The sequence below is a fragment of the Shewanella oneidensis MR-1 genome (assembly GCF_000146165.2).
In the GTDB taxonomy this organism is placed as follows: Bacteria; Pseudomonadota; Gammaproteobacteria; order Enterobacterales; family Shewanellaceae; genus Shewanella; species Shewanella oneidensis.
In genome coordinates, this window is sequence record NC_004347.2 from 1,174,663 (window position 1) to 1,192,808 (window position 18,146).

An 18,146-nucleotide genomic window follows, 5' to 3' on the forward strand; every position below is an offset into this window, starting at 1 on the left:
AAGAGGTCTATATGAGTCTGAAAAAATCACATAAGAGTTATCCGCAGGCATTTAAAGATGAAGCCGTCTTGATGGTGCTGGAGCAAGGTTATAGCGTTGCCGATGCGGCAAAGTCTCTTGGAGTTAGCACGAGCCTGCTTTACAACTGGAAGGAAAAACACGAAGCCCTGCAACAAGGCATCACCTTAGAAGAGTCTGAGCGTGATGAGTTGAAGCGATTGCGTAGAGAAAACAAAGAATTACGCATGGAGAAAGAAATTCTAAAAAAGGCAAGCGCCTTCTTTGCGAGAGAAATGAAGTAAGATTTCGTTTCATCAAACTGCAATCTCACCTGTTTCCCATAACACTGTTATGTCGAGTAATGAGTGTCAGTAAGTCAGGCTATTACGATTGGCATAAACGCCCTGCAAACGTGATAAGCGTTGAAACACTGAAGCTTTATCGCCTTGTTCGACAGCTATTTAAGCAAAGTCGAGGCAGCTTAGGGAATCGTGAAATGGTGAAGAAATTGCGCAAGGAAGGCTACCAGGTTGGTCGCTATCTCGTTCGTAAAATTATGCACCGCCTTCGACTCAAAGCAACCCAGCGATGTGCTTACAAGGTGACGACACAGCGAAAACACTCAGATGCAGTGGCTGATAACCTGTTAAACATGAACTTTAATCCAGTATCGGCTAATCAGGTCTGGGCGGGTGACGTGACCTATTTAAAGACGGGTGAAGGCTGGATGTACTTAGCTGTGGTGATGGATTTATATTCACGCCGGATTGTGGGATGGCGCATAGACAAACGCATGACCACAGATTTGATATCCAAGGCATTAATAAAAGCCTACAACCTGCGACAACCAGCGCGAGGGCTGGTATTTCACAGTGACCGAGGCTCGCAATATACCAGTAAACAATTCGGTAGGCTGCTATCGAGCTATGGTATCCGAGCCAGCATGGGTGATGTGGGTGCGTGTTGGGATAATGCCGTTGTTGAGCGATTCTTTGGTAGCTTGAAACACGATTGGATTTTTAAAGTTGCTCAACCAACAAGGGAGTTTATGAAGCAAGATGTGACGGCTTACATCAAATATTACAACTTGGAGCGACTTCATTCTGCTAATAACGATCTGTCACCTGTAGAGTTTGAGAATTCTCAAGTAAAAGTGTCCAGTTTGGGTTGACCAGTACAAGGTAAGATTACTGTCTTATGAAAATACTCAGTTTTGGGAGGGGATAAAGTGAAGGTACTATGCCACTACACCATCATTCGCTTTATGCCGTACCTTGAGACGGAAGAATTTGCGAATGTGGGTATTTTGCTGTTTACACCACAAACTGGTTATTCTGCATTTCGCTTGGCACCTAAGCGATTTGCTCGAGTCACAGATTTTTTTGATGATCTTGACGGTAAAATCTATCAAAAGGGATTGCATATTTTTGACGCTGAACTTCAACGAGTTACCCATGAATGCAGTTATTTGACAGGTAAGAACTTACTTACCACTTTTCAAGAAGTCACTCGACTGAGAGAAGGTATTTTCCGATTTGGCAATATGTCAGCCATTCTTTGTGACGATCCAAAGAAACAGCTTGATGATTTATATGATTATTATGTTGGTCGTAACTTTGTGACTCCTGAGTATCGCGAGCAAGTCATGGTAAAAAGTCTACGTAGTGGACTACGCAAACATGTTATTGGCATGCATTATGTGCAAAAGCAATTGGCTGGAGATCTAAATACAGCGATCAATATGCCGCTGGTTGCTGCTGTGGATGGCTATTTTAAAGTTATTAAACCTTTAGCTTTTGACCAGACTAAACCTATTAGCCTATTGGAACATGGTGAGAAATGGATAGGACGAGTAAAGCGGTTACTCAATAATGAAACTGTTCAGCCACAAAACATGCTTTTTACCGTAGAGCAGCCACCTAAAAATAGAAGTGATCTTAAAGCTGTGTACTTAGAGGTTGAGCGAGAAATGGAAAATCTTGGAGTACAAGTATTACCGTTTGCTGAGAAGCAAGCAATCTACGAGTTCGCAAGAAAACAACATCTTCAAAAAGAAAAGGTATTTCAATTAACTTAATAGTGAAAACCATTAAGTTAATTGAAGTTTGTTAATCAACCTTTTCTGTTGGGAAATACACCGAACCTGTAAGACGTTACTTTTGGAATCGGTAACTATTTATCCCTAGGACTTCTAATGGGCAAAAGAAAGGACTGGCTGAACTCTTTGGGATTAAGGGTTAACACTGTAAATTCAGGAGTTCACCTTCCCCTGCGAAGTTGTCGAAATACAGAGATAAAAATGTCGTGGCGACATCATGGATGATGGCGCAGGCTCGGGGGCACATGGATGTGCCATCTGAGCCGTTAGGCGATTTTTATTGGAGTATGAGACCACTAATTAATGCATGTAACTTCGCTAGGGGCGCCGGGGGATTTCCAAAAGGGGAACTGGCGTTTTCCCCTTTTGGTCGGGTGTGGGGTGAAGCCCCACGACGTTGATTTTGATTTGAAAATACAAACGAATTTTGGACATTAAATTATTCTAAGTTATCAGAGAGTAAACCTTTGCGCAAATGCAAATAACGTAAAAAACTACCCCAAGGCTTTAGTCAAAGCCGAAACAACATTGGTATTAACTGCCAACTCTGCGTAAACTTTCGCTCCCATGTTTTTATCGGTGTTGTGATGACCATTCCTAAGCTTTCTCCTTCCCCAGAGTCTTACCCTGAGTCGTTAACCTTTGCCGAGCTTGGGTTAAATGCCGCATTACGTAAGGCCTTGCCTACAAGGCTTAAACATCCGACACGGGTACAGCAATTGGCGATTCCGGCGATTCTTGCTGGGCGGGATTTACTGGCGCTGTCGCAAACAGGGAGTGGTAAAACCTTTGCCTTTGGTTTGCCCTTGCTGCAAATCCTCTGGCAACAAATTGCTGTGCAAACGACGGCTAAATCTGTGCCAGCTGCTAAGCCACTGGCATTAGTGTTGGTGCCGACGCGGGAGTTAGCACTGCAGGTGAGTGAGGCGCTGCACGCGCTGGCGAGTCAGTTATCTACATCGGCTCCTTTGAACATTCAGCTCCTGTGTGGCGGTGTTGCGCTGGAGCAGCAATTAGCCGACCTCTCCGCTAAACCGCAGCTTGTGGTGGCAACCCCTGGGCGCTTATTGGACTTATGTACACAATCCCATATCAGCCTTGATGCGATTAAACATTTAGTGCTGGATGAGGCTGACCGTTTGCTGGAGATGGGTTTTTGGCCCGATATGCAAAAGCTGATGGCAATGATGCCAAAGCGTAAGCAAACCTTATTGTTTTCAGCCACCTTGCCTGAGGCTTTGGATTCCTTGGCGGGTAAATTGCTGACTAATGATCCGTTAAAGGTTGAGGCCAGTACGCGCAATGCTGTGGTTGGTGAAATCGAAGAGCAACTGTATTTAGTCAATAAGGGTAGTAAGGCGCAGGCATTGATTGCGTTACTCAAACAATATCAATGGCCGCAGGTGCTGGTGTTTATCAGCGCCCGCGATGATGCCGATGCGATTGCGAAACGGCTAGTGAAGGCGGGGATTAACGCTGCTGCGCTGCACGGCGAAAAAGATCAAACCGTGCGTAGCCAAACCTTGGCCGACTTTAAAGCCGATCGCATTCAAGTATTAGTGGCGACAGATTTGATGGCCCGCGGCATTCATGTCGATGCCTTACCTGTGGTGATCAACTTAGATTTACCCACCAGTGCGCCTGTGTATGTGCACCGCATTGGTCGCACCGCGAGGGCGGGCGCCAAAGGGCTAGCCATATCTTTAGTGTGCCATGGTGAAATGCCAAACTTAACCGCGATCCGCAATTTGACTGCGCGGGCGTTACCGCTGGTATTTTTGGCGGACTTTCCGGTGACCGATAAACCAAGTGAAAAAATCATTGATGGCGCTGAAAATAAGGTTATCCCTAAGCGCCCACCGCGGGATAAACAGGCAAATCGTCGCAGCATCAATAAGCACAGCGTCAAAGCGTTTAAAGGTAAGCGTTGAGTGTGAAGCTTATCGTCAGTATTACCTAAGATAAAACCCGTTACGACGAATCTCACTCGCCACTTAATCAAGTCTTTGAGTGATATTTGAAGGGGGGCGGGCACAGTTTTCTGAATCGACATTGGCTTCGGGTAAAGTAAAATACTGTGATTAGCCAAGCCCTCAAATGCTCATTTTCTCTTAGAGCAATCAAAGGATAAAAGGGAGTTCTACATGAAATCAAAGCGATTAAGCTTAGTGTTGATGACTGCTGCGCTCGGATTAACCGCCTGCGCGACGACACAGTCGCCCACTGGACGTAGCCAAACCTTGCTCTATTCATCCTCGCAGATGCAGCAAATGGGCGATGCGTCTTTTGCTGAGATGAAAAAGCAGCAGAAGATCAGTGGCAATAAAAAACTCACACAATACGTGAATTGTGTCGCCAATCGTGTGACGGCCGTGTTGCCCGATCAAACCCAGAAATGGGATGTGGTGTTGTTTGATTCTGAACAAGTCAACGCCTTTGCGTTGCCTGGCGGACATATTGGGGTATATACCGGATTATTAAAAGTAGCGAGTACGCCGGATCAACTGGCGACCGTGTTAGGGCATGAAGTTGCCCACGTATTGGCGCAACATGGCAATGAGCAAGTGTCGCGGTCGCAGATGACGGGCATGGGGATGCAAATTGCCGATGCGGCGTTGGGGGCGGGGGGCGTTTCTAACCGTGACTTATATATGTCGGCGCTGGGGCTTGGGGCACAAGTTGGGGTGATTTTACCTTTTGGTCGAGCCCAAGAGAGTGAGGCCGATATTATGGGGCTGGAGTTGATGGCGCGGGCGGGCTTTGATCCGGCGCAGAGTGTAGTGCTCTGGCAGAATATGTCGAAAGCGGGCGGTGGAAAAGGGCCAGAGCTGTTATCGACTCACCCATCAAACAACAATCGTATCGCCCAACTTGAGCAATTACAGGGGCAAATGCAGCCTTTGTATCAGAGCGCAAAGGCGAATATAAAAAACCAATGCGCCGCGCCTAAATAGCTTTTGAGGGTAAGGTTTCGTTTATCTTGCTGTTATTAGGCGCTATTACTAGGGCGTGTTGACGTTTCAGGGTTGTTTTTGCAGCCAAATGCTGCCCGAAAGGTTCGTCTGGCAAGCCCTTGCTCTTACTTTCTGTCATAAGAGCAGCTCGTCATTTGAGTAGAATAACTACACATCATTCCTCGTTTCGCGAGCACGAACTTGCCAGAACGAACAAAATTAAATCTCGAAACGTCAACACGCCCTAGATAAATATGCATGGGTTACGTAAAATCGCCGCAACGTTAAATAAGCAGCCAGTATATCAGCATAGGGCGTGGAACTATGTTAAACTGGTGCGCAAAATTCCATTGAACATTGAGAGTCATTAATTATGTCTGATAAATTCAGTACTGTTGAACAGCAAGCAAGCTATGGTGTAGGCCGTCAAATGGGTGAGCAACTGGCAGCAAATTCTTTTGAAGGCGTCGATATCCCTGCCGTTCAAGCTGGCTTAGCCGATGCATTTGCCGGTCTTGAAAGTGCTGTGTCTATGCAGGAACTGCAAGTGGCATTCACTGAGATCAGCCGTCGCATTCAAGCTGCTCAAGAACAAGCTGCTGCTGAGGCTTCTGCTGAAGGCGAAGCGTTTTTAGTTGAAAACGCTAATCGTGAAGGCGTAATTGTGACTGAGTCAGGTCTGCAATACGAAGTGTTAGTTCAAGGTAACGGTGCTAAACCAACCTACGAAGACACTGTACGTACTCACTACCATGGTTCATTCATCAATGGTGATGTGTTCGACAGCTCTGTTGTTCGTGGTCAACCTGCTGAGTTCCCAGTATCAGGCGTTATCGCTGGCTGGACTGAAGCACTGCAACTGATGCCAGTAGGTACGAAGTTAAAATTATATGTGCCACATCACTTAGCTTACGGTGAGCGTGGCGCGGGCGCTTCTATTCCTCCGTATTCAACCTTAGTGTTTGAAGTCGAGTTATTAGACATCGTCTAATGTCAATGAAACGCCTAAGCCAGTCTTAGGCGTTTTTGTATGGAAGAGCTGAACAACATTGAGGAGATTGAAATGAGTGGACAAGTGAGAGTTGCCATTGTCGGCGCGGGCGGACGCATGGGACGGACTCTTATTGAATCGGCTTATCATCAAGAGCATATTCGCTTAGGCGCTGCTATTGAGCGTCCGGGTTCAAGCTTAGTGGGCGTGGATGCGGGCGAGCTTGCTGGCGTGGGTAAGTTAAATATCATGATCATGGACTCGCTCGACTATGCGACCGATGATTTTGATGTGTTGATTGATTTCACTGCGCCTGAGGCCAGTATTGTCCATTTAGACTGGTGTGTGCGCCATAAGAAAGCCATGGTGATCGGCACAACCGGTTTCAATCATGCTCAAAAAGAGCAGATCAATGCCTTTGCCGAGCAAACGCCGGTAGTGATGGCGCCGAATATGTCAGTTGGTGTGAACCTGATGTGGAAATTGCTCGAGTTGGCCGCTGAGGTCATGGGCGATTACACCGATATCGAAATTATCGAAGGTCACCACCGATATAAAAAAGATGCACCATCTGGCACGGCGCTAAAAATGGGTGAAGTAATTGCTAAAACCTTAGGTCGCGATCTCGAAAAGTGCGCTGTCTATGGCCGAGAAGGGATCACTGGTGAGCGCGATCGTGAAACCATTGGTTTTGCTACAGTGCGCGCTGGCGACTTAGTCGGTGAGCATACCGCTATGTTTGCCGATATTGGTGAGCGTTTAGAGATCACCCATAAAGCCTCGAGTCGTATGACCTTCGCCAATGGTGCTATGCGTGCCGCCCATTGGTTAGTGGAGCAAAAGCCGGGTCTGTATGATATGCAGCAGGTATTAGGTTTGAATTAAGATAAAAAACGCCATTTGGCGTTTTTTTTTGCACTTAGATGCCAATGCGTAGACGAGTTTGAATTTATCCTGTAAACTCGCTGGAATTTGTCAAAATTTCGTAAATCAGCGGAAATTGGTATCTTAACATAACATAAAAACATTATATTTCAGTGGCTTGGCTCTTTATGGAGGTCGCGTTGACAAAGTCTGCCTTACTCGTACTCGAAGATGGAACCGTATTCACTGGCACAGCGATAGGTGCCGATGGTCTCTCAGTTGGTGAAGTTGTTTTTAACACTTCGATGACGGGATACCAAGAAATTTTAACTGATCCCTCTTATTCACGCCAAATAGTAACTTTAACCTACCCCCACATTGGTAATACTGGTACCAATAATGAAGACGTCGAATCCAATGGGGTTCATGCTTGTGGTTTAATCATTCGCGATCTTCCGCTCATAGCAAGTAGTTTCCGTAATCAACAAAACCTCAGCGATTATCTCAAAGCAAACAACGTTGTTGGCATCGCAGATATCGATACTCGTAAATTAACTCGAATCCTCCGTGAAAAAGGTGCCCAAGCGGGTTGCATCATGGCGGGTGCTGACTTAGATGAAGTTAAAGCCCTTGCAGCGGCTAAAGCCTTCCCCGGTTTGAAAGGTATGGATTTAGCGAAAGAGGTTACTACCGACAAAGCATACCCATGGCGTAAAGGTAGCTGGCGTTTAGTGGGCGGTTTGCCTGCCGATACTCCAGCAGAAGCGCTTAAATACAAAGTGGTTGCCTACGACTACGGTGTGAAGCAAAACATTCTACGCATGTTGGTTGACCGTGGCTGCGACGTCACTGTCGTTCCGGCTAAAACACCTGCGTCGGAAGTGTTAGCGATGAACCCAGACGGGGTGTTTCTCTCTAACGGCCCTGGTGACCCAGAGCCTTGTGATTACGCGATTGAAGCGATTCAACAAATCCTGAAAACCGATACGCCGATTTTCGGTATCTGTTTAGGCCACCAGTTACTGGCATTGGCATCAGGCGCGAAAACCTTAAAGATGAAGTTTGGTCACCACGGTGCAAACCACCCTGTGAGCAATATCGAAAAAGGTAACGTTATGATCACCAGCCAAAACCATGGTTTTGCTGCTGATGAAGCCACATTACCCGCCAATATCAAAGTGACCCATAAGTCACTGTTCGATGGTTCATTGCAAGGTATCCATCTGACGGACAAACCTGCGTTCAGCTTCCAAGGCCACCCTGAAGCGAGCCCTGGTCCGAACGATGCGGCCCCACTGTTCGATCACTTTATCGAGCTCATTGAACACTATCGTCAGAACGCTAAGTAATACGCAAGCTAGGAGAAGAGAGAAGCAATGCCAAAACGTACAGATATAAAGAGTATTCTTATCCTAGGTGCAGGCCCGATTGTCATTGGTCAGGCATGTGAATTTGACTATTCAGGCGCTCAAGCCTGTAAAGCCCTGCGTGAAGAAGGTTACCGCGTCATTCTGGTGAACTCTAACCCTGCCACCATTATGACCGACCCTGAAATGGCCGATGCCACTTATATCGAGCCAATTCAATGGGAAGTAGTACGTAACATTATCGCCAAAGAACGCCCTGACGCGATTCTGCCCACCATGGGCGGTCAAACTGCACTGAACTGCGCACTCGAGCTTGAAGCCAAAGGCGTACTGGCCGAATTTAACGTGGAAATGATCGGCGCGACCGCCGACGCGATTGATAAAGCAGAAGATCGTAGCCGTTTCGACAAAGCCATGAAGAGCATTGGCTTAGAATGTCCACGCGCGGGCATCGCCCACAGCATGGAAGAAGCCTATGGCGTTCTTGAGCAAGTGGGTTTCCCTTGTATTATCCGCCCATCGTTCACTATGGGTGGTTCAGGTGGTGGTATCGCCTATAACAAGGAAGAGTTCGAAGAAATCTGTTCTCAAGGCTTAGATTTATCGCCAACCAAAGAGCTACTCATCGACGAGAGCTTAATTGGTTGGAAAGAATACGAGATGGAAGTGGTTCGTGATCGTAACGACAACTGCATCATCGTGTGTTCTATCGAAAACTTCGACCCAATGGGTGTGCATACTGGCGACTCTATCACAGTAGCACCCGCGCAAACGCTGACTGACAAAGAATACCAAATCATGCGTAATGCCTCTATGGCCGTACTGCGTGAGATTGGTGTTGAAACCGGTGGTTCTAACGTACAGTTTGGTATCAACCCGAAAGATGGCCGTATGGTGATCATCGAGATGAACCCACGGGTATCGCGTTCATCTGCTCTGGCATCAAAAGCAACTGGCTTCCCGATTGCAAAAATCGCGGCCAAGTTAGCGGTGGGTTTCACCCTCGATGAGCTGATGAACGACATTACTGGTGGTCGCACACCAGCCTCGTTTGAACCTGCAATCGATTACGTTGTGACTAAAGTCCCTCGCTTTAACTTTGAAAAGTTCGCCGGTTCCAACGATCGCTTAACCACTCAGATGAAATCTGTGGGTGAAGTGATGGCAATTGGCCGTACTTTCCAAGAGTCACTGCAAAAGGCATTACGTGGTTTAGAAGTGAATCGTCACGGTTTAGACCCTATTACTGACATGTCTAAGCCAGAAGCAATGGCCCGTATTCGCCTCGAGCTGAAAGAGCCTGGTTGTGACCGCATTTGGTACATCGCTGATGCGATGCGCGCGGGATTGACGCTCGATGAAATTTTCCGTTTAACCAATATCGACCCTTGGTTCTTGGTACAAATTGAAGAGTTAATCAAGCTTGAAGGTCAAGTGGCTGAAGCGGGGCTGGCTGGTTTAAACGAAGAGCTGCTGCGCAAACTCAAGCGTAAAGGCTTTGCCGATGCGCGTCTGGCCGTCGTACTGGGTGTAAACGAGAGCGAAGTTCGTAAACTGCGTGACCGTTTCGATATCCACCCAGTCTACAAGCGCGTAGATACCTGTGCGGCCGAGTTTGCGACTGACACCGCTTACATGTACTCAACCTACGAGGAAGAGTGTGAAGCCAATCCATCTAACCGTGACAAAATCATGGTGTTAGGTGGTGGTCCAAACCGTATTGGTCAAGGTATCGAATTCGATTACTGCTGTGTGCACGCGGCATTAGCACTGCGTGAAGACGGTTATGAAACCATCATGGTGAACTGTAACCCTGAAACCGTTTCAACCGACTACGACACGTCAGACCGTCTGTATTTCGAGCCTGTTACTTTAGAAGACGTGTTAGAAATCGTCCGTATCGAGAAGCCAAAAGGCGTTATCGTACAGTACGGTGGTCAAACTCCGCTAAAACTGGCTCGCGCTCTTGAGGCTGCGGGTGTGCCCATTATTGGTACTAGCCCAGATGCAATTGACCGCGCTGAAGACCGTGAGCGTTTCCAACAGGCGATTCAACGTCTGGAAATGAAACAGCCTGAAAACGATACCGTGACCACGGTAGAAGGTGCAGTGATTGCCGCAGAACGTATCGGTTATCCGCTAGTGGTGCGTCCATCCTACGTACTGGGCGGCCGCGCGATGGAAATCGTTTACGACCAACAGGATTTACTGCGCTACTTTAACGAAGCCGTCAGCGTATCTAACGCTTCACCAGTACTGTTAGACCACTTCCTAGACGATGCTATCGAAGTGGATATCGACGCAGTATGTGACGGCGAAACCGTAGTTATCGGCGCCATCATGGAACATATCGAGCAGGCTGGGGTTCACTCAGGTGACTCTGGTTGTTCTCTGCCACCTTATACCTTAAGCCAAGAAATCCAAGATCGCATGCGTGTGCAAGTCGGCAAGTTGGCGATGGAGTTAGGTGTTGTCGGTCTAATGAACGTACAGTTTGCCGTGAAGAATAACGAAATCTACATGATTGAAGTTAATCCACGTGCCGCCCGTACTGTGCCATTTGTATCGAAAGCGACTGGTGTACCTTTAGCGAAGATTGCCGCCCGTGTGATGGCAGGTCAAAGTTTGAAGGCGCAAAACTTTACTCAGGAAGTGATCCCACCTTTCTATTCAGTGAAAGAAGTGGTACTGCCATTTAACAAGTTCCCTGGCGTGGACCCACTGTTAGGCCCAGAAATGCGCTCGACGGGTGAGGTGATGGGTGTGGGCGATACCTTCGCCGAAGCCTATGCTAAGGCGCAGTTAGGTGCGACTTCTGAAGTGCCTAAGTCTGGTCGTGCGCTGCTATCTGTGCGTAACAGCGACAAGAAACGCGTTGCCGACTTAGCCGCTAAGCTGATTGAGCTGGGTTATCAAATCGATGCGACCCACGGTACAGCGGTTATCCTAGGTGAAGCGGGGATCAACCCTCGCTTAGTGAACAAGGTACACGAAGGTCGTCCACACATTCTTGACCGCATCAAGAACGGTGAGTACACTTACATCGTGAACACGACTGAAGGCCGTCAAGCGATTGAAGACTCGCGTCAATTACGCCGCGGTGCACTGCGTTACAAGGTGAACTACACCACGACGATGAACGCCGCCTTTGCAACCTGTATGGCTCACGCAGCGGATGACCGCACCAATGTGACCTCAGTACAAGAGTTGCACAAGCGCATATTGGCTAAATAAGCCGTCACGTTATGTTGCAAAAAGGCCGGGTAACTTAAGTTATCCGGCCTTTCTTTTTAAGGGGTAAAAGGTTTATAAGCCGATTCGTTCGGTTGCCATTGGCGGCTCATCATTGGGTAGCCAGCGTCGATAGATTTGTGCAAAGGTGCCATCTGCCTTGATGCTGATGAGTGCTTGTTTCCATTTATCGACTTCCTCGCTTGGTGTCCCCTGTGAAAACGCAATATAGAGATGATTTGCGCTGATCGTGTAGAGGGATTTGACGTCATCCATGCTTGCGCCTGCTTCGGCCAGAATGCTTGGCGCAGTAAGATTAGCGTTGCACCAGAGATCAATGCGTTGTTTGATCAATTGCTTGGCGCTCAGCAGCGGTGTTGAAGAGGGGGCGATATTGGAAAAACGATGTTCTATCAATAATTGCTCTTCAACCGAGGAGCGATAAACCCCGATGGCTTTAGCCTGCTTGGCATCTTCAATTGAGTTGATCTTCAGATTGCTATTTTTTAGGGCATAAAAGTTTGTTGTGCCAACTGCCACAGGTCCAATCAAACTAAACATGCGCTCTCGCTCAGCGGTGCGTGTCATGGTAAAGAGCACGGTATTAGGTTGTTCGGTGATAATTTTCCAGCCGCGGGCCCAAGGCACGACTTTGATGGGATCTTGGTTATCGATACGCTTTTGGATCTCTTGTACGACTTGCACAGCTAATCCGTCGGGTTTGCCATCAACAGAAAAGCTAATAGGAGCCCATTCTTCGGTATAAATATTGAGCGTTGCCTGTGCAGTGAGTGGGATACTGCTGAGAAAAACAACTATTACTAAGTGGGTAAAAAATTTCATTAATAACCCTAAAAAATTAGAATGTTATATGCCAGTCTTACAGCGTGCTTATAATGAATTAAAGATGACAAGTCTTAAGCTCGCAAGCGACTTTAAGGTTATTTTGTTATCTGTGAGCTGGGGAATGAAAATATGATGGCTGAACAATATTGATGAATTGAGACAGGGTAAAAATGTTTACTTTGCCGCAAAAAACACGCCGAGTAATCTCAGCTAGGTTAGGTCGTAATATTGTGGGTATTTTACTGATAATAGAGCGCCCAAAAAGGCGCTCTATTCATTGATGTATGTTGTCGTTACTGGCGATAAACATCTCGAAGTAGATTATCGAGGCAATTGACGACTCGCATACTTGAGTCTTCCATTAAACGTAGTTGCTTAACCATTTCAGGTAAATTGCCTTTTTGCTTTGCCGCCAGCGCCGCTTTACCTGCATCGTGCACCGCTTTATGGGGAGCATCTAAGGCCTTAAAATTACTTAAATGCTGATAATTTTCAGCACCAAATCCTTTGAAATACCATTGACCTAAACGGCATTCAGTATGGGAATTTACGCCATGACTGTGCTGATTTTTTTCAATGAGTTGGTATACATTACTCTTCCAAACAGCGTGGTCGAGTTTAGTGGTATTTAAGAAAGAAGCTGTCGCGGCGTTGTGAATCACCTGCTGCATATTATTAGAACGTTGCAGTACATCTTCAACCACCTGTCCGATTTGCGTTGAAGAAGAAGCGACATCGAGGGCACTGTTTTGGTTGTTATGTACAATTTCTTTGATATTAGAGGCTTGCGTAACAATTTGCTTTACCAGTTTTTCAATTTGGCTACTGGCTTCGTGGGCCTTGCTCGCTAATTGTCTGACTTCATCGGCGACAACAGCAAAACCTCGACCTGCTTCGCCCGCTCGAGCGGCTTCAATTGCAGCATTGAGTGCCAGTAGGTTGGTTTGCTCTGAGATCCCTTGAATGGCAGCAACAAATTGATTAATAGATGAGGTGGTACTATTGAGCTCAGTCACCGCTTGCATGCTACTGGTTGCTTGCTTATTAATATAGGTCGCTCGATTGCCTAAATTAACAATGGCTACCCGCGTTTGATCAAAAATCTTATCTAATTCAGACAATGATTCCTTTTCTTCAGTGAGTATTTCAGCACTGCTTGCGATGCCGTCTCTCACCGCATTTAACATCTCGCCACCTTGGTTTTGGCAGGCTATCACATCACTATAAAGATCGGTGTTTTGACGGGACTGCTGTTGCATGGCTTCGTTTTCACGGGCCATATTTTTTAGCTCTTCAATTTCAACTTCGTATCTGCGTTGTTGCTCAAGGAGCTTTTGTTTCAGAGCTTCGTTTTCTGCTTTGAGTCTGGAATTAAACCACATATAAACCTCTAAACTTTTTGTTGTTATGGCTGTTTTTTGACGTTTATGGTGCAATCCTTGTCAGTGTTAACATTGGGTAAAATGGATACTAGAGTTAAATGGTATAGTATCCTATTAATCTTATCTTTTTATTAATTAACCGTAGATTTATGAGCCTATGCAACAAAATATTTCCATTATGATTAGGGAATACAAGCTGATAATGTTTATCTTGCCTTGTATTCCCGTAAACTAATCGTCAGCTTAGTTGAGGTTTCAGGCGCTTTGCTCGTACCTTTTACGCAGCAGAATGAGCAAAGACACTAGTAACCATCAATATGCTAAACAACAGGTAAATCTAAAATCATTGTGGCAATACTAAAGTAAACCAGTACACCAATGATATCGGCTATTGAGGTGATAAGTGGTGCACTTGCCGATGCCGGATCCATTTTTAATTTGCTGAGTAAAAAGGGCAGTGACATGCCGATAAGGCTGCCAATAATTACCACGATCTGCATGGTTAATGCGACCACTAGGGCGATTTCTGGACCACCGCGCCAAAATCCAAGCAGCGATACCGCCAATGCCATACTCGCACCGAGTAATCCTGCAACCCCTAATTCACGCCCCAGTAATGAGACCCAATCCTTGAGTATCACTTCGCCCGTGGCTAAGGCTCGCACCATTAATGTGGCAGATTGCGAACCCGCATTACCACCACTGTCGATGAGTAGAGGAAGAAAGAACACCAAAGAAACATAACTGGCAATAGTATCCTCAAAGAACGCGATGCCAGCCCCTGAAAAAATATTGCCAAATACCAAAATAACTAGCCAAGTTACCCGTTTACGGTAAAGCAAGCCAATGCTGGCGGTTTTTAAATTGTGCTCAATATTGCCGATGGCCGCATTTTTAGTAAATTCAACATCAACCTGTGAACTGGCAATGTCCATCGCATCGTCATAGGTGACTATGCCGACTAACTGCCCCTTACCATTAATGATCGGCAGGGCCAGCAAATCGTAGTGGGCAATCATCTGCACTGCTTCTTGGCAAAGTGCGTTGGCATCAAGGGCAATAGGGTTAGGCTTCATAAAATCAACCACTCGCTCTTCTGGCAGTGCCAAAAGTAATTGCCGAAGCGACACTGTCCCAATTAAACGCCCTAACATATCGACCACATAGGCTTGATAGATGGTTTCTTTATCGGCGGTTTCCGTGCGTAGCATTTCAATTGCTTGTGCGGCAGTATGGCGGCTATTGAGCAGGGTATAATCTGATGTCATCGCTGCGCCGACTTTGGTTTTGTCGTAGGCAGCCAAGGTGCGCATATCCTCTCGTTTTGCCTGCGCTAATACAGGTAATAGCAGTTTTTGTTGCTCTGGTTCGAGCAGGTTATAGAGATCTGCGCGCTCATCTGCTGCCATGGTCAGTAACAGCGACGACAGCGTGGTTTTATCCAACTGTTGCACCAATGCAGCCTGTAATTCATCGCTTAAATAACGAAATAAATCCGCTGCAAATTTTGCGGGAACCAGCTGTAAAAACTGTAATTGTTGTGGCTGAGTAAAGCTACCAAGCACAGCGGCAATATCCGCGGGGTGACGCTCTTTTGCTAAGGCCGTAATGCCTGCTGTATTACGCTGCTCTAAAATATTTTGGATAGCTACGACGATTTGCTTAGTGTTTTTTGGGTTGTTGTTCATGTTCATAGTTCATTCTCTCAACGATCTATTAATTAAAGAAAAAGCTAAAGTCAGCGCCCAGTTGTTGTGTGTTTCCTGTTAGGCTATTGCCTAGGCTAAGTTCAAGCTGAAGCTGTTTTTTAAGTAAATATTGGTAGGCGAACCTGTAGGCCGTTTCATGGGGCTCATGGTGATAAAATTCGGCTATCCATTGCTGCTCAGTGTCGTATTCGAAGGCGATGGCTAGGCCTGCAATAAGCTGGGTCGATTGAGCGCCATACTGATCGATACCTAGATTGCCATAGAGGCGTAAATCCTGAGCGGCCAAGTCGTATCCCAATATCCCCACCATTTGCGTTGTTAGGGGATGGCCGCCTTGATGATTTTTTTGCAAATTGACAGCCAGTGCGCGTTGCCAATGGGTATCGTCTGCATGCCATGGCAATTTGAATCCCAGTTCGGTTTGTTGCTCATTGATGCCGTTATCGCGTTGTTGTTCAATGCCTAAGTGCCATTCCCACTGGCCTGGGTTGCAGGTGCCACTGCCATTTATCTGTTTTGCGCTGTGATCGGATCTCGGCTGTTGCCAACCTAGCTGTAACTCGCAGTGTTCGGCGATGCTGGGATCATCCACATCGAGTTGAGAGGCATTTGTTGCGACGCTAATACATAGCCCAAAAAATGCCCAAGACTGAAAAGCAAAGGTGAATGGCTTGTTTGTGTACGCCATGGTTTAACTCCCTGAGTGTGGGGAGCCAACTGGGGCAAAATAGGCGTGAAGATGTATTCAATAGGCAGCACTTATTCTCCGGCTCAATGCCGGAAAAAACCAATAGGCGAGCGCGAGCGCTAGCATGACTGGCTAATATTAAGGTCTGAAATTGAATGTACGGGAGTGGGTGAGAAGTGTCACGCTACTACCCTGCTTAGCAGGTAGCAGCAAAATATTGCGGGCTAGTGCTAGGCGTTTAATCCTGTCTTTTGGACAGGGCATCTACTGTCGCTTATGTGTGTGCCCACAGTGGGTCTCCTAATGATAAAATCGGCTAGATTCTAAACCGCTGACGATGAAAGTCAACCCAATAGGCAATTGCCTATATTTATGGTTGCATTTAGTTTTTATTTTGGGGTTGATTGTTGTTTTAGTTTTTTATTTTGCTGCATTTTGGTTTTTAAAAGGTTGGCTTGGAGTGAGCGTACGATATTTGTATGTATGTTGAGGTTTATCGAGCGGTGTTGTGCAGCATCGTCAAATGGACGGATTTAATGATAAAATCTATTCATCGCAATCAGTTAAAAGACGCATTTAGTTAGCGCGACGGTTTGGCTAAAGAGGATACCCCTAGTGACGCTTGCTTCCCAACAGCAGTCTATTTCGGCTGAAAACAACCACTCGAATATTCGTATTGCGACTATCAATCTATTTAATTTTATAGAACCACCTTTAGCCTTTTACGATTTTGAAAATATCTATAGCCATGGCCAATGGCAAAAGAAATGTCAGTGGTTTGGCGAGCTTTTAAACCAATATCATCCGGATATTGTCGGATTTCAGGAAGTGTTTAGCCCTGAGCCATTAAAGCAACTCACGGCACAGCAAGGGTTAACACATTTTGCCATAGTCGACAGCGCCACTTTGGTCAGTGATTATATTTATCAAAGTCCAGTGGTTGCGCTTGCGTCGCGCTTTCCAATCCTTGACGTGCATGCGATTGAACCCGAGGCACATTTAGTGGCAGCCATGGGCTTATCGAGTCAATTTAGCTTTAGTCGCAAAGTGCTGCGGGCAACGGTGGATATACCACAAATTGGCGCCTGTGATTGCTATGTGGTGCATTTTAAATCTAAGCGCCCAGGACTTGCGTTAGAGCCACATCCATTAGGGTTAACCTTAAGTGCGCCGCCCACGCTTGCGTTGCACTCTGAGACTAAGTTATTAACCGAACAAGCCTTAGGTCGCTGGGCATCGACCATGCAGCGGGGCGCAGAGGCGGCATTGTTGTTCCATGCCATACTCGCGCGGCGGCAAAGCAGAAGGTACCCCGTGATCCTGATGGGGGATTTTAACGATAGTTTATCTATGGGGGCATTGGATGCATTAACGCTCGAAGGCGAGCATCTTCACAGCAAGGATATCAAGGCGGCGGGGCTGGGGCATTTGTCCGATGCAGCCCGTTTGGCAGTGTTTGCCCAATATCGACTGCAAGACGCCTATGAGTTATTTGTTGCGGCGAATATGCCCGATAACCTAGTCCATTCTCGGGAGCACCGAGCAGCAACCCATTACTATGGCCCTAAAGGTTCGGTACTCGATTATATTTTGCTCTCCAATGAGTTTGATGCCAGTGATAGCCGCAGTTTGGCTCAGGTGGTGGATTATCAAACCTGCGATAGGCACCTCGTGCGGCCCGAATATGAGCGCGATGCCTACAGTACCGACCATGCACCCGTATGGGTAGAGTTGGCACTGCGGCGTTAGCAGCTAAAAACAGTTGGCTATGGTGTTGATTGCGTTTATTTATCGCTTAACCTCAGTTGCGATAAAGTCGGGCATGTGTATGCCAGAACAAACTCTAATCTCGAACGTTTACAGCCCTATTAGCAAGGTTTTACCTGTGAAATTAGGCTATGATCGCAGACCATGCGTATGGGGATGTGGTGTTTTGGGTAGATGGCTCGCACTTGAACCATATTAGGTATATTATCCGCTTCCATTTTTAGAGGGCGGCGCCTAGTGTTCGAGCGG

At 46.7% G+C, this 18,146-nt stretch carries 14 protein-coding genes; 9 read left to right on the plus strand and 5 right to left on the minus strand.

All coding sequences use genetic code 11. The features are described from left to right. Positions 1-11 precede the first annotated feature (11 nt). The 4 genes from SO_RS05225 (at position 12) to SO_RS05240 (ending at position 5,052) form a co-directional block, all read left to right on the plus strand. Positions 12-1,171 (plus strand): IS3-like element ISSod1 family transposase gene (locus tag SO_RS05225; RefSeq protein WP_141135407.1). Its coding sequence is split into 2 segments (ribosomal slippage): positions 12-261 and positions 261-1,171, totalling 1,161 coding nucleotides; the frame shifts between segments, so codons are not numbered across the junction. Positions 1,172-1,228: 57 nt separating this feature from the next. After that, positions 1,229-2,077 carry a DUF3037 domain-containing protein gene (locus SO_RS05230; protein ID WP_011071369.1) on the plus strand — a complete coding sequence of 283 codons (849 nt, stop codon included), beginning with the start codon at positions 1,229-1,231 and terminating at the stop codon, positions 2,075-2,077. A 608-nt stretch (positions 2,078-2,685) separates the two neighbouring features. Continuing rightward, the gene (locus SO_RS05235; RefSeq protein ID WP_011071370.1) at positions 2,686-4,029 is read left to right on the plus strand and encodes a DEAD/DEAH box helicase; all 1,344 of its coding nucleotides are present in this window, start codon (positions 2,686-2,688) and stop codon (positions 4,027-4,029) included. A 213-nt stretch (positions 4,030-4,242) separates the two neighbouring features. Then, positions 4,243-5,052, plus strand: coding sequence for a M48 family metallopeptidase (locus SO_RS05240; RefSeq protein ID WP_011071371.1), 810 nt, complete (start codon positions 4,243-4,245; stop codon positions 5,050-5,052). Here SO_RS05240 and SO_RS05245 read toward each other — a convergent pair. After that, positions 5,045-5,191: a hypothetical protein gene (locus SO_RS05245; RefSeq protein ID WP_164925638.1), complete on the minus strand. Its 147-nt coding sequence runs from the start codon at positions 5,189-5,191 to the stop codon at positions 5,045-5,047. The two genes, SO_RS05240 and SO_RS05245, sit on opposite strands and share 8 nt — an antisense overlap. Positions 5,192-5,425: 234 nt before the next feature. On the opposite strand from SO_RS05245, the gene SO_RS05250 reads away from it, so the two are divergent. The 4 genes from SO_RS05250 to carB all read left to right on the plus strand — a co-directional run bounded on the left by SO_RS05250 (position 5,426) and on the right by carB (position 11,508). Next, complete coding sequence (locus SO_RS05250) at positions 5,426-6,043, plus strand: BamJ family beta-barrel-assembly machinery protein (RefSeq protein WP_011071372.1); 618 nt, start codon at positions 5,426-5,428, stop codon at positions 6,041-6,043. 72 nt (positions 6,044-6,115) lie between these two features. Continuing rightward, positions 6,116-6,928: a 4-hydroxy-tetrahydrodipicolinate reductase gene (gene dapB / locus SO_RS05255; protein WP_011071373.1), complete on the plus strand. Its 813-nt coding sequence runs from the start codon at positions 6,116-6,118 to the stop codon at positions 6,926-6,928. Between the two features lie 167 nt (positions 6,929-7,095). Beyond that, positions 7,096-8,256, plus strand: a complete 1,161-nt coding sequence (gene carA / locus SO_RS05260) for a glutamine-hydrolyzing carbamoyl-phosphate synthase small subunit (RefSeq protein ID WP_011071374.1) — start codon at positions 7,096-7,098, stop codon at positions 8,254-8,256. 27 nt (positions 8,257-8,283) lie between these two features. Next, on the plus strand, positions 8,284-11,508 hold the full coding sequence (gene carB, locus SO_RS05265; protein WP_011071375.1) for a carbamoyl-phosphate synthase large subunit: 3,225 nt from the start codon (positions 8,284-8,286) through the stop codon (positions 11,506-11,508). A 72-nt stretch (positions 11,509-11,580) separates the two neighbouring features. Here carB and SO_RS05270 read toward each other — a convergent pair whose 3' ends face one another. From SO_RS05270 to SO_RS05285, 4 genes are all read right to left on the minus strand, one after another. Continuing rightward, a complete protein-coding gene (locus SO_RS05270; protein WP_011071376.1) occupies positions 11,581-12,348 on the minus strand; it encodes a substrate-binding periplasmic protein in 768 nt (255 codons plus the stop codon). Between the two features lie 296 nt (positions 12,349-12,644). After that, the gene (locus tag SO_RS05275; RefSeq protein WP_011071377.1) at positions 12,645-13,733 is read right to left on the minus strand and encodes a methyl-accepting chemotaxis protein; all 1,089 of its coding nucleotides are present in this window, start codon (positions 13,731-13,733) and stop codon (positions 12,645-12,647) included. Between the two features lie 320 nt (positions 13,734-14,053). Beyond that, entirely contained in the window at positions 14,054-15,427 is a 1,374-nt protein-coding gene (mgtE, locus tag SO_RS05280) for a magnesium transporter (RefSeq protein WP_011071378.1), read from the minus strand. Positions 15,428-15,449: 22 nt separating this feature from the next. After that, positions 15,450-16,130, minus strand: coding sequence for a hypothetical protein (locus SO_RS05285; protein ID WP_011071379.1), 681 nt, complete (start codon positions 16,128-16,130; stop codon positions 15,450-15,452). A gap of 615 nt (positions 16,131-16,745) precedes the next feature. Here SO_RS05285 and SO_RS05290 point away from each other — a divergent pair. Beyond that, positions 16,746-17,879, plus strand: a complete 1,134-nt coding sequence (locus SO_RS05290; RefSeq protein WP_011071380.1) for an endonuclease/exonuclease/phosphatase family protein — start codon at positions 16,746-16,748, stop codon at positions 17,877-17,879. Positions 17,880-18,146 lie beyond the last annotated feature (267 nt).

What these genes read in the sequence shown, in the direction of transcription:
- SO_RS05235 (WP_011071370.1), top strand. Translation starts at nt 2,686, where the DNA reads ATGACCATTCCTAAGCTTTCTCCTTCCCCAGAGTCTTACCCTGAGTCG.
- SO_RS05240 (WP_011071371.1), top strand. Translation starts at nt 4,243, where the DNA reads ATGAAATCAAAGCGATTAAGCTTAGTGTTGATGACTGCTGCGCTCGGA.
- SO_RS05245 (WP_164925638.1), bottom strand. Translation starts at nt 5,191, where the DNA reads ATGACAGAAAGTAAGAGCAAGGGCTTGCCAGACGAACCTTTCGGGCAG.
- SO_RS05250 (WP_011071372.1), top strand. Translation starts at nt 5,426, where the DNA reads ATGTCTGATAAATTCAGTACTGTTGAACAGCAAGCAAGCTATGGTGTA.
- dapB (WP_011071373.1), top strand. Translation starts at nt 6,116, where the DNA reads ATGAGTGGACAAGTGAGAGTTGCCATTGTCGGCGCGGGCGGACGCATG.
- carA (WP_011071374.1), top strand. Translation starts at nt 7,096, where the DNA reads ATGGAGGTCGCGTTGACAAAGTCTGCCTTACTCGTACTCGAAGATGGA.
- carB (WP_011071375.1), top strand. Translation starts at nt 8,284, where the DNA reads ATGCCAAAACGTACAGATATAAAGAGTATTCTTATCCTAGGTGCAGGC.
- SO_RS05270 (WP_011071376.1), bottom strand. Translation starts at nt 12,348, where the DNA reads ATGAAATTTTTTACCCACTTAGTAATAGTTGTTTTTCTCAGCAGTATC.
- SO_RS05275 (WP_011071377.1), bottom strand. Translation starts at nt 13,733, where the DNA reads ATGTGGTTTAATTCCAGACTCAAAGCAGAAAACGAAGCTCTGAAACAA.
- mgtE (WP_011071378.1), bottom strand. Translation starts at nt 15,427, where the DNA reads ATGAACATGAACAACAACCCAAAAAACACTAAGCAAATCGTCGTAGCT.
- SO_RS05285 (WP_011071379.1), bottom strand. Translation starts at nt 16,130, where the DNA reads ATGGCGTACACAAACAAGCCATTCACCTTTGCTTTTCAGTCTTGGGCA.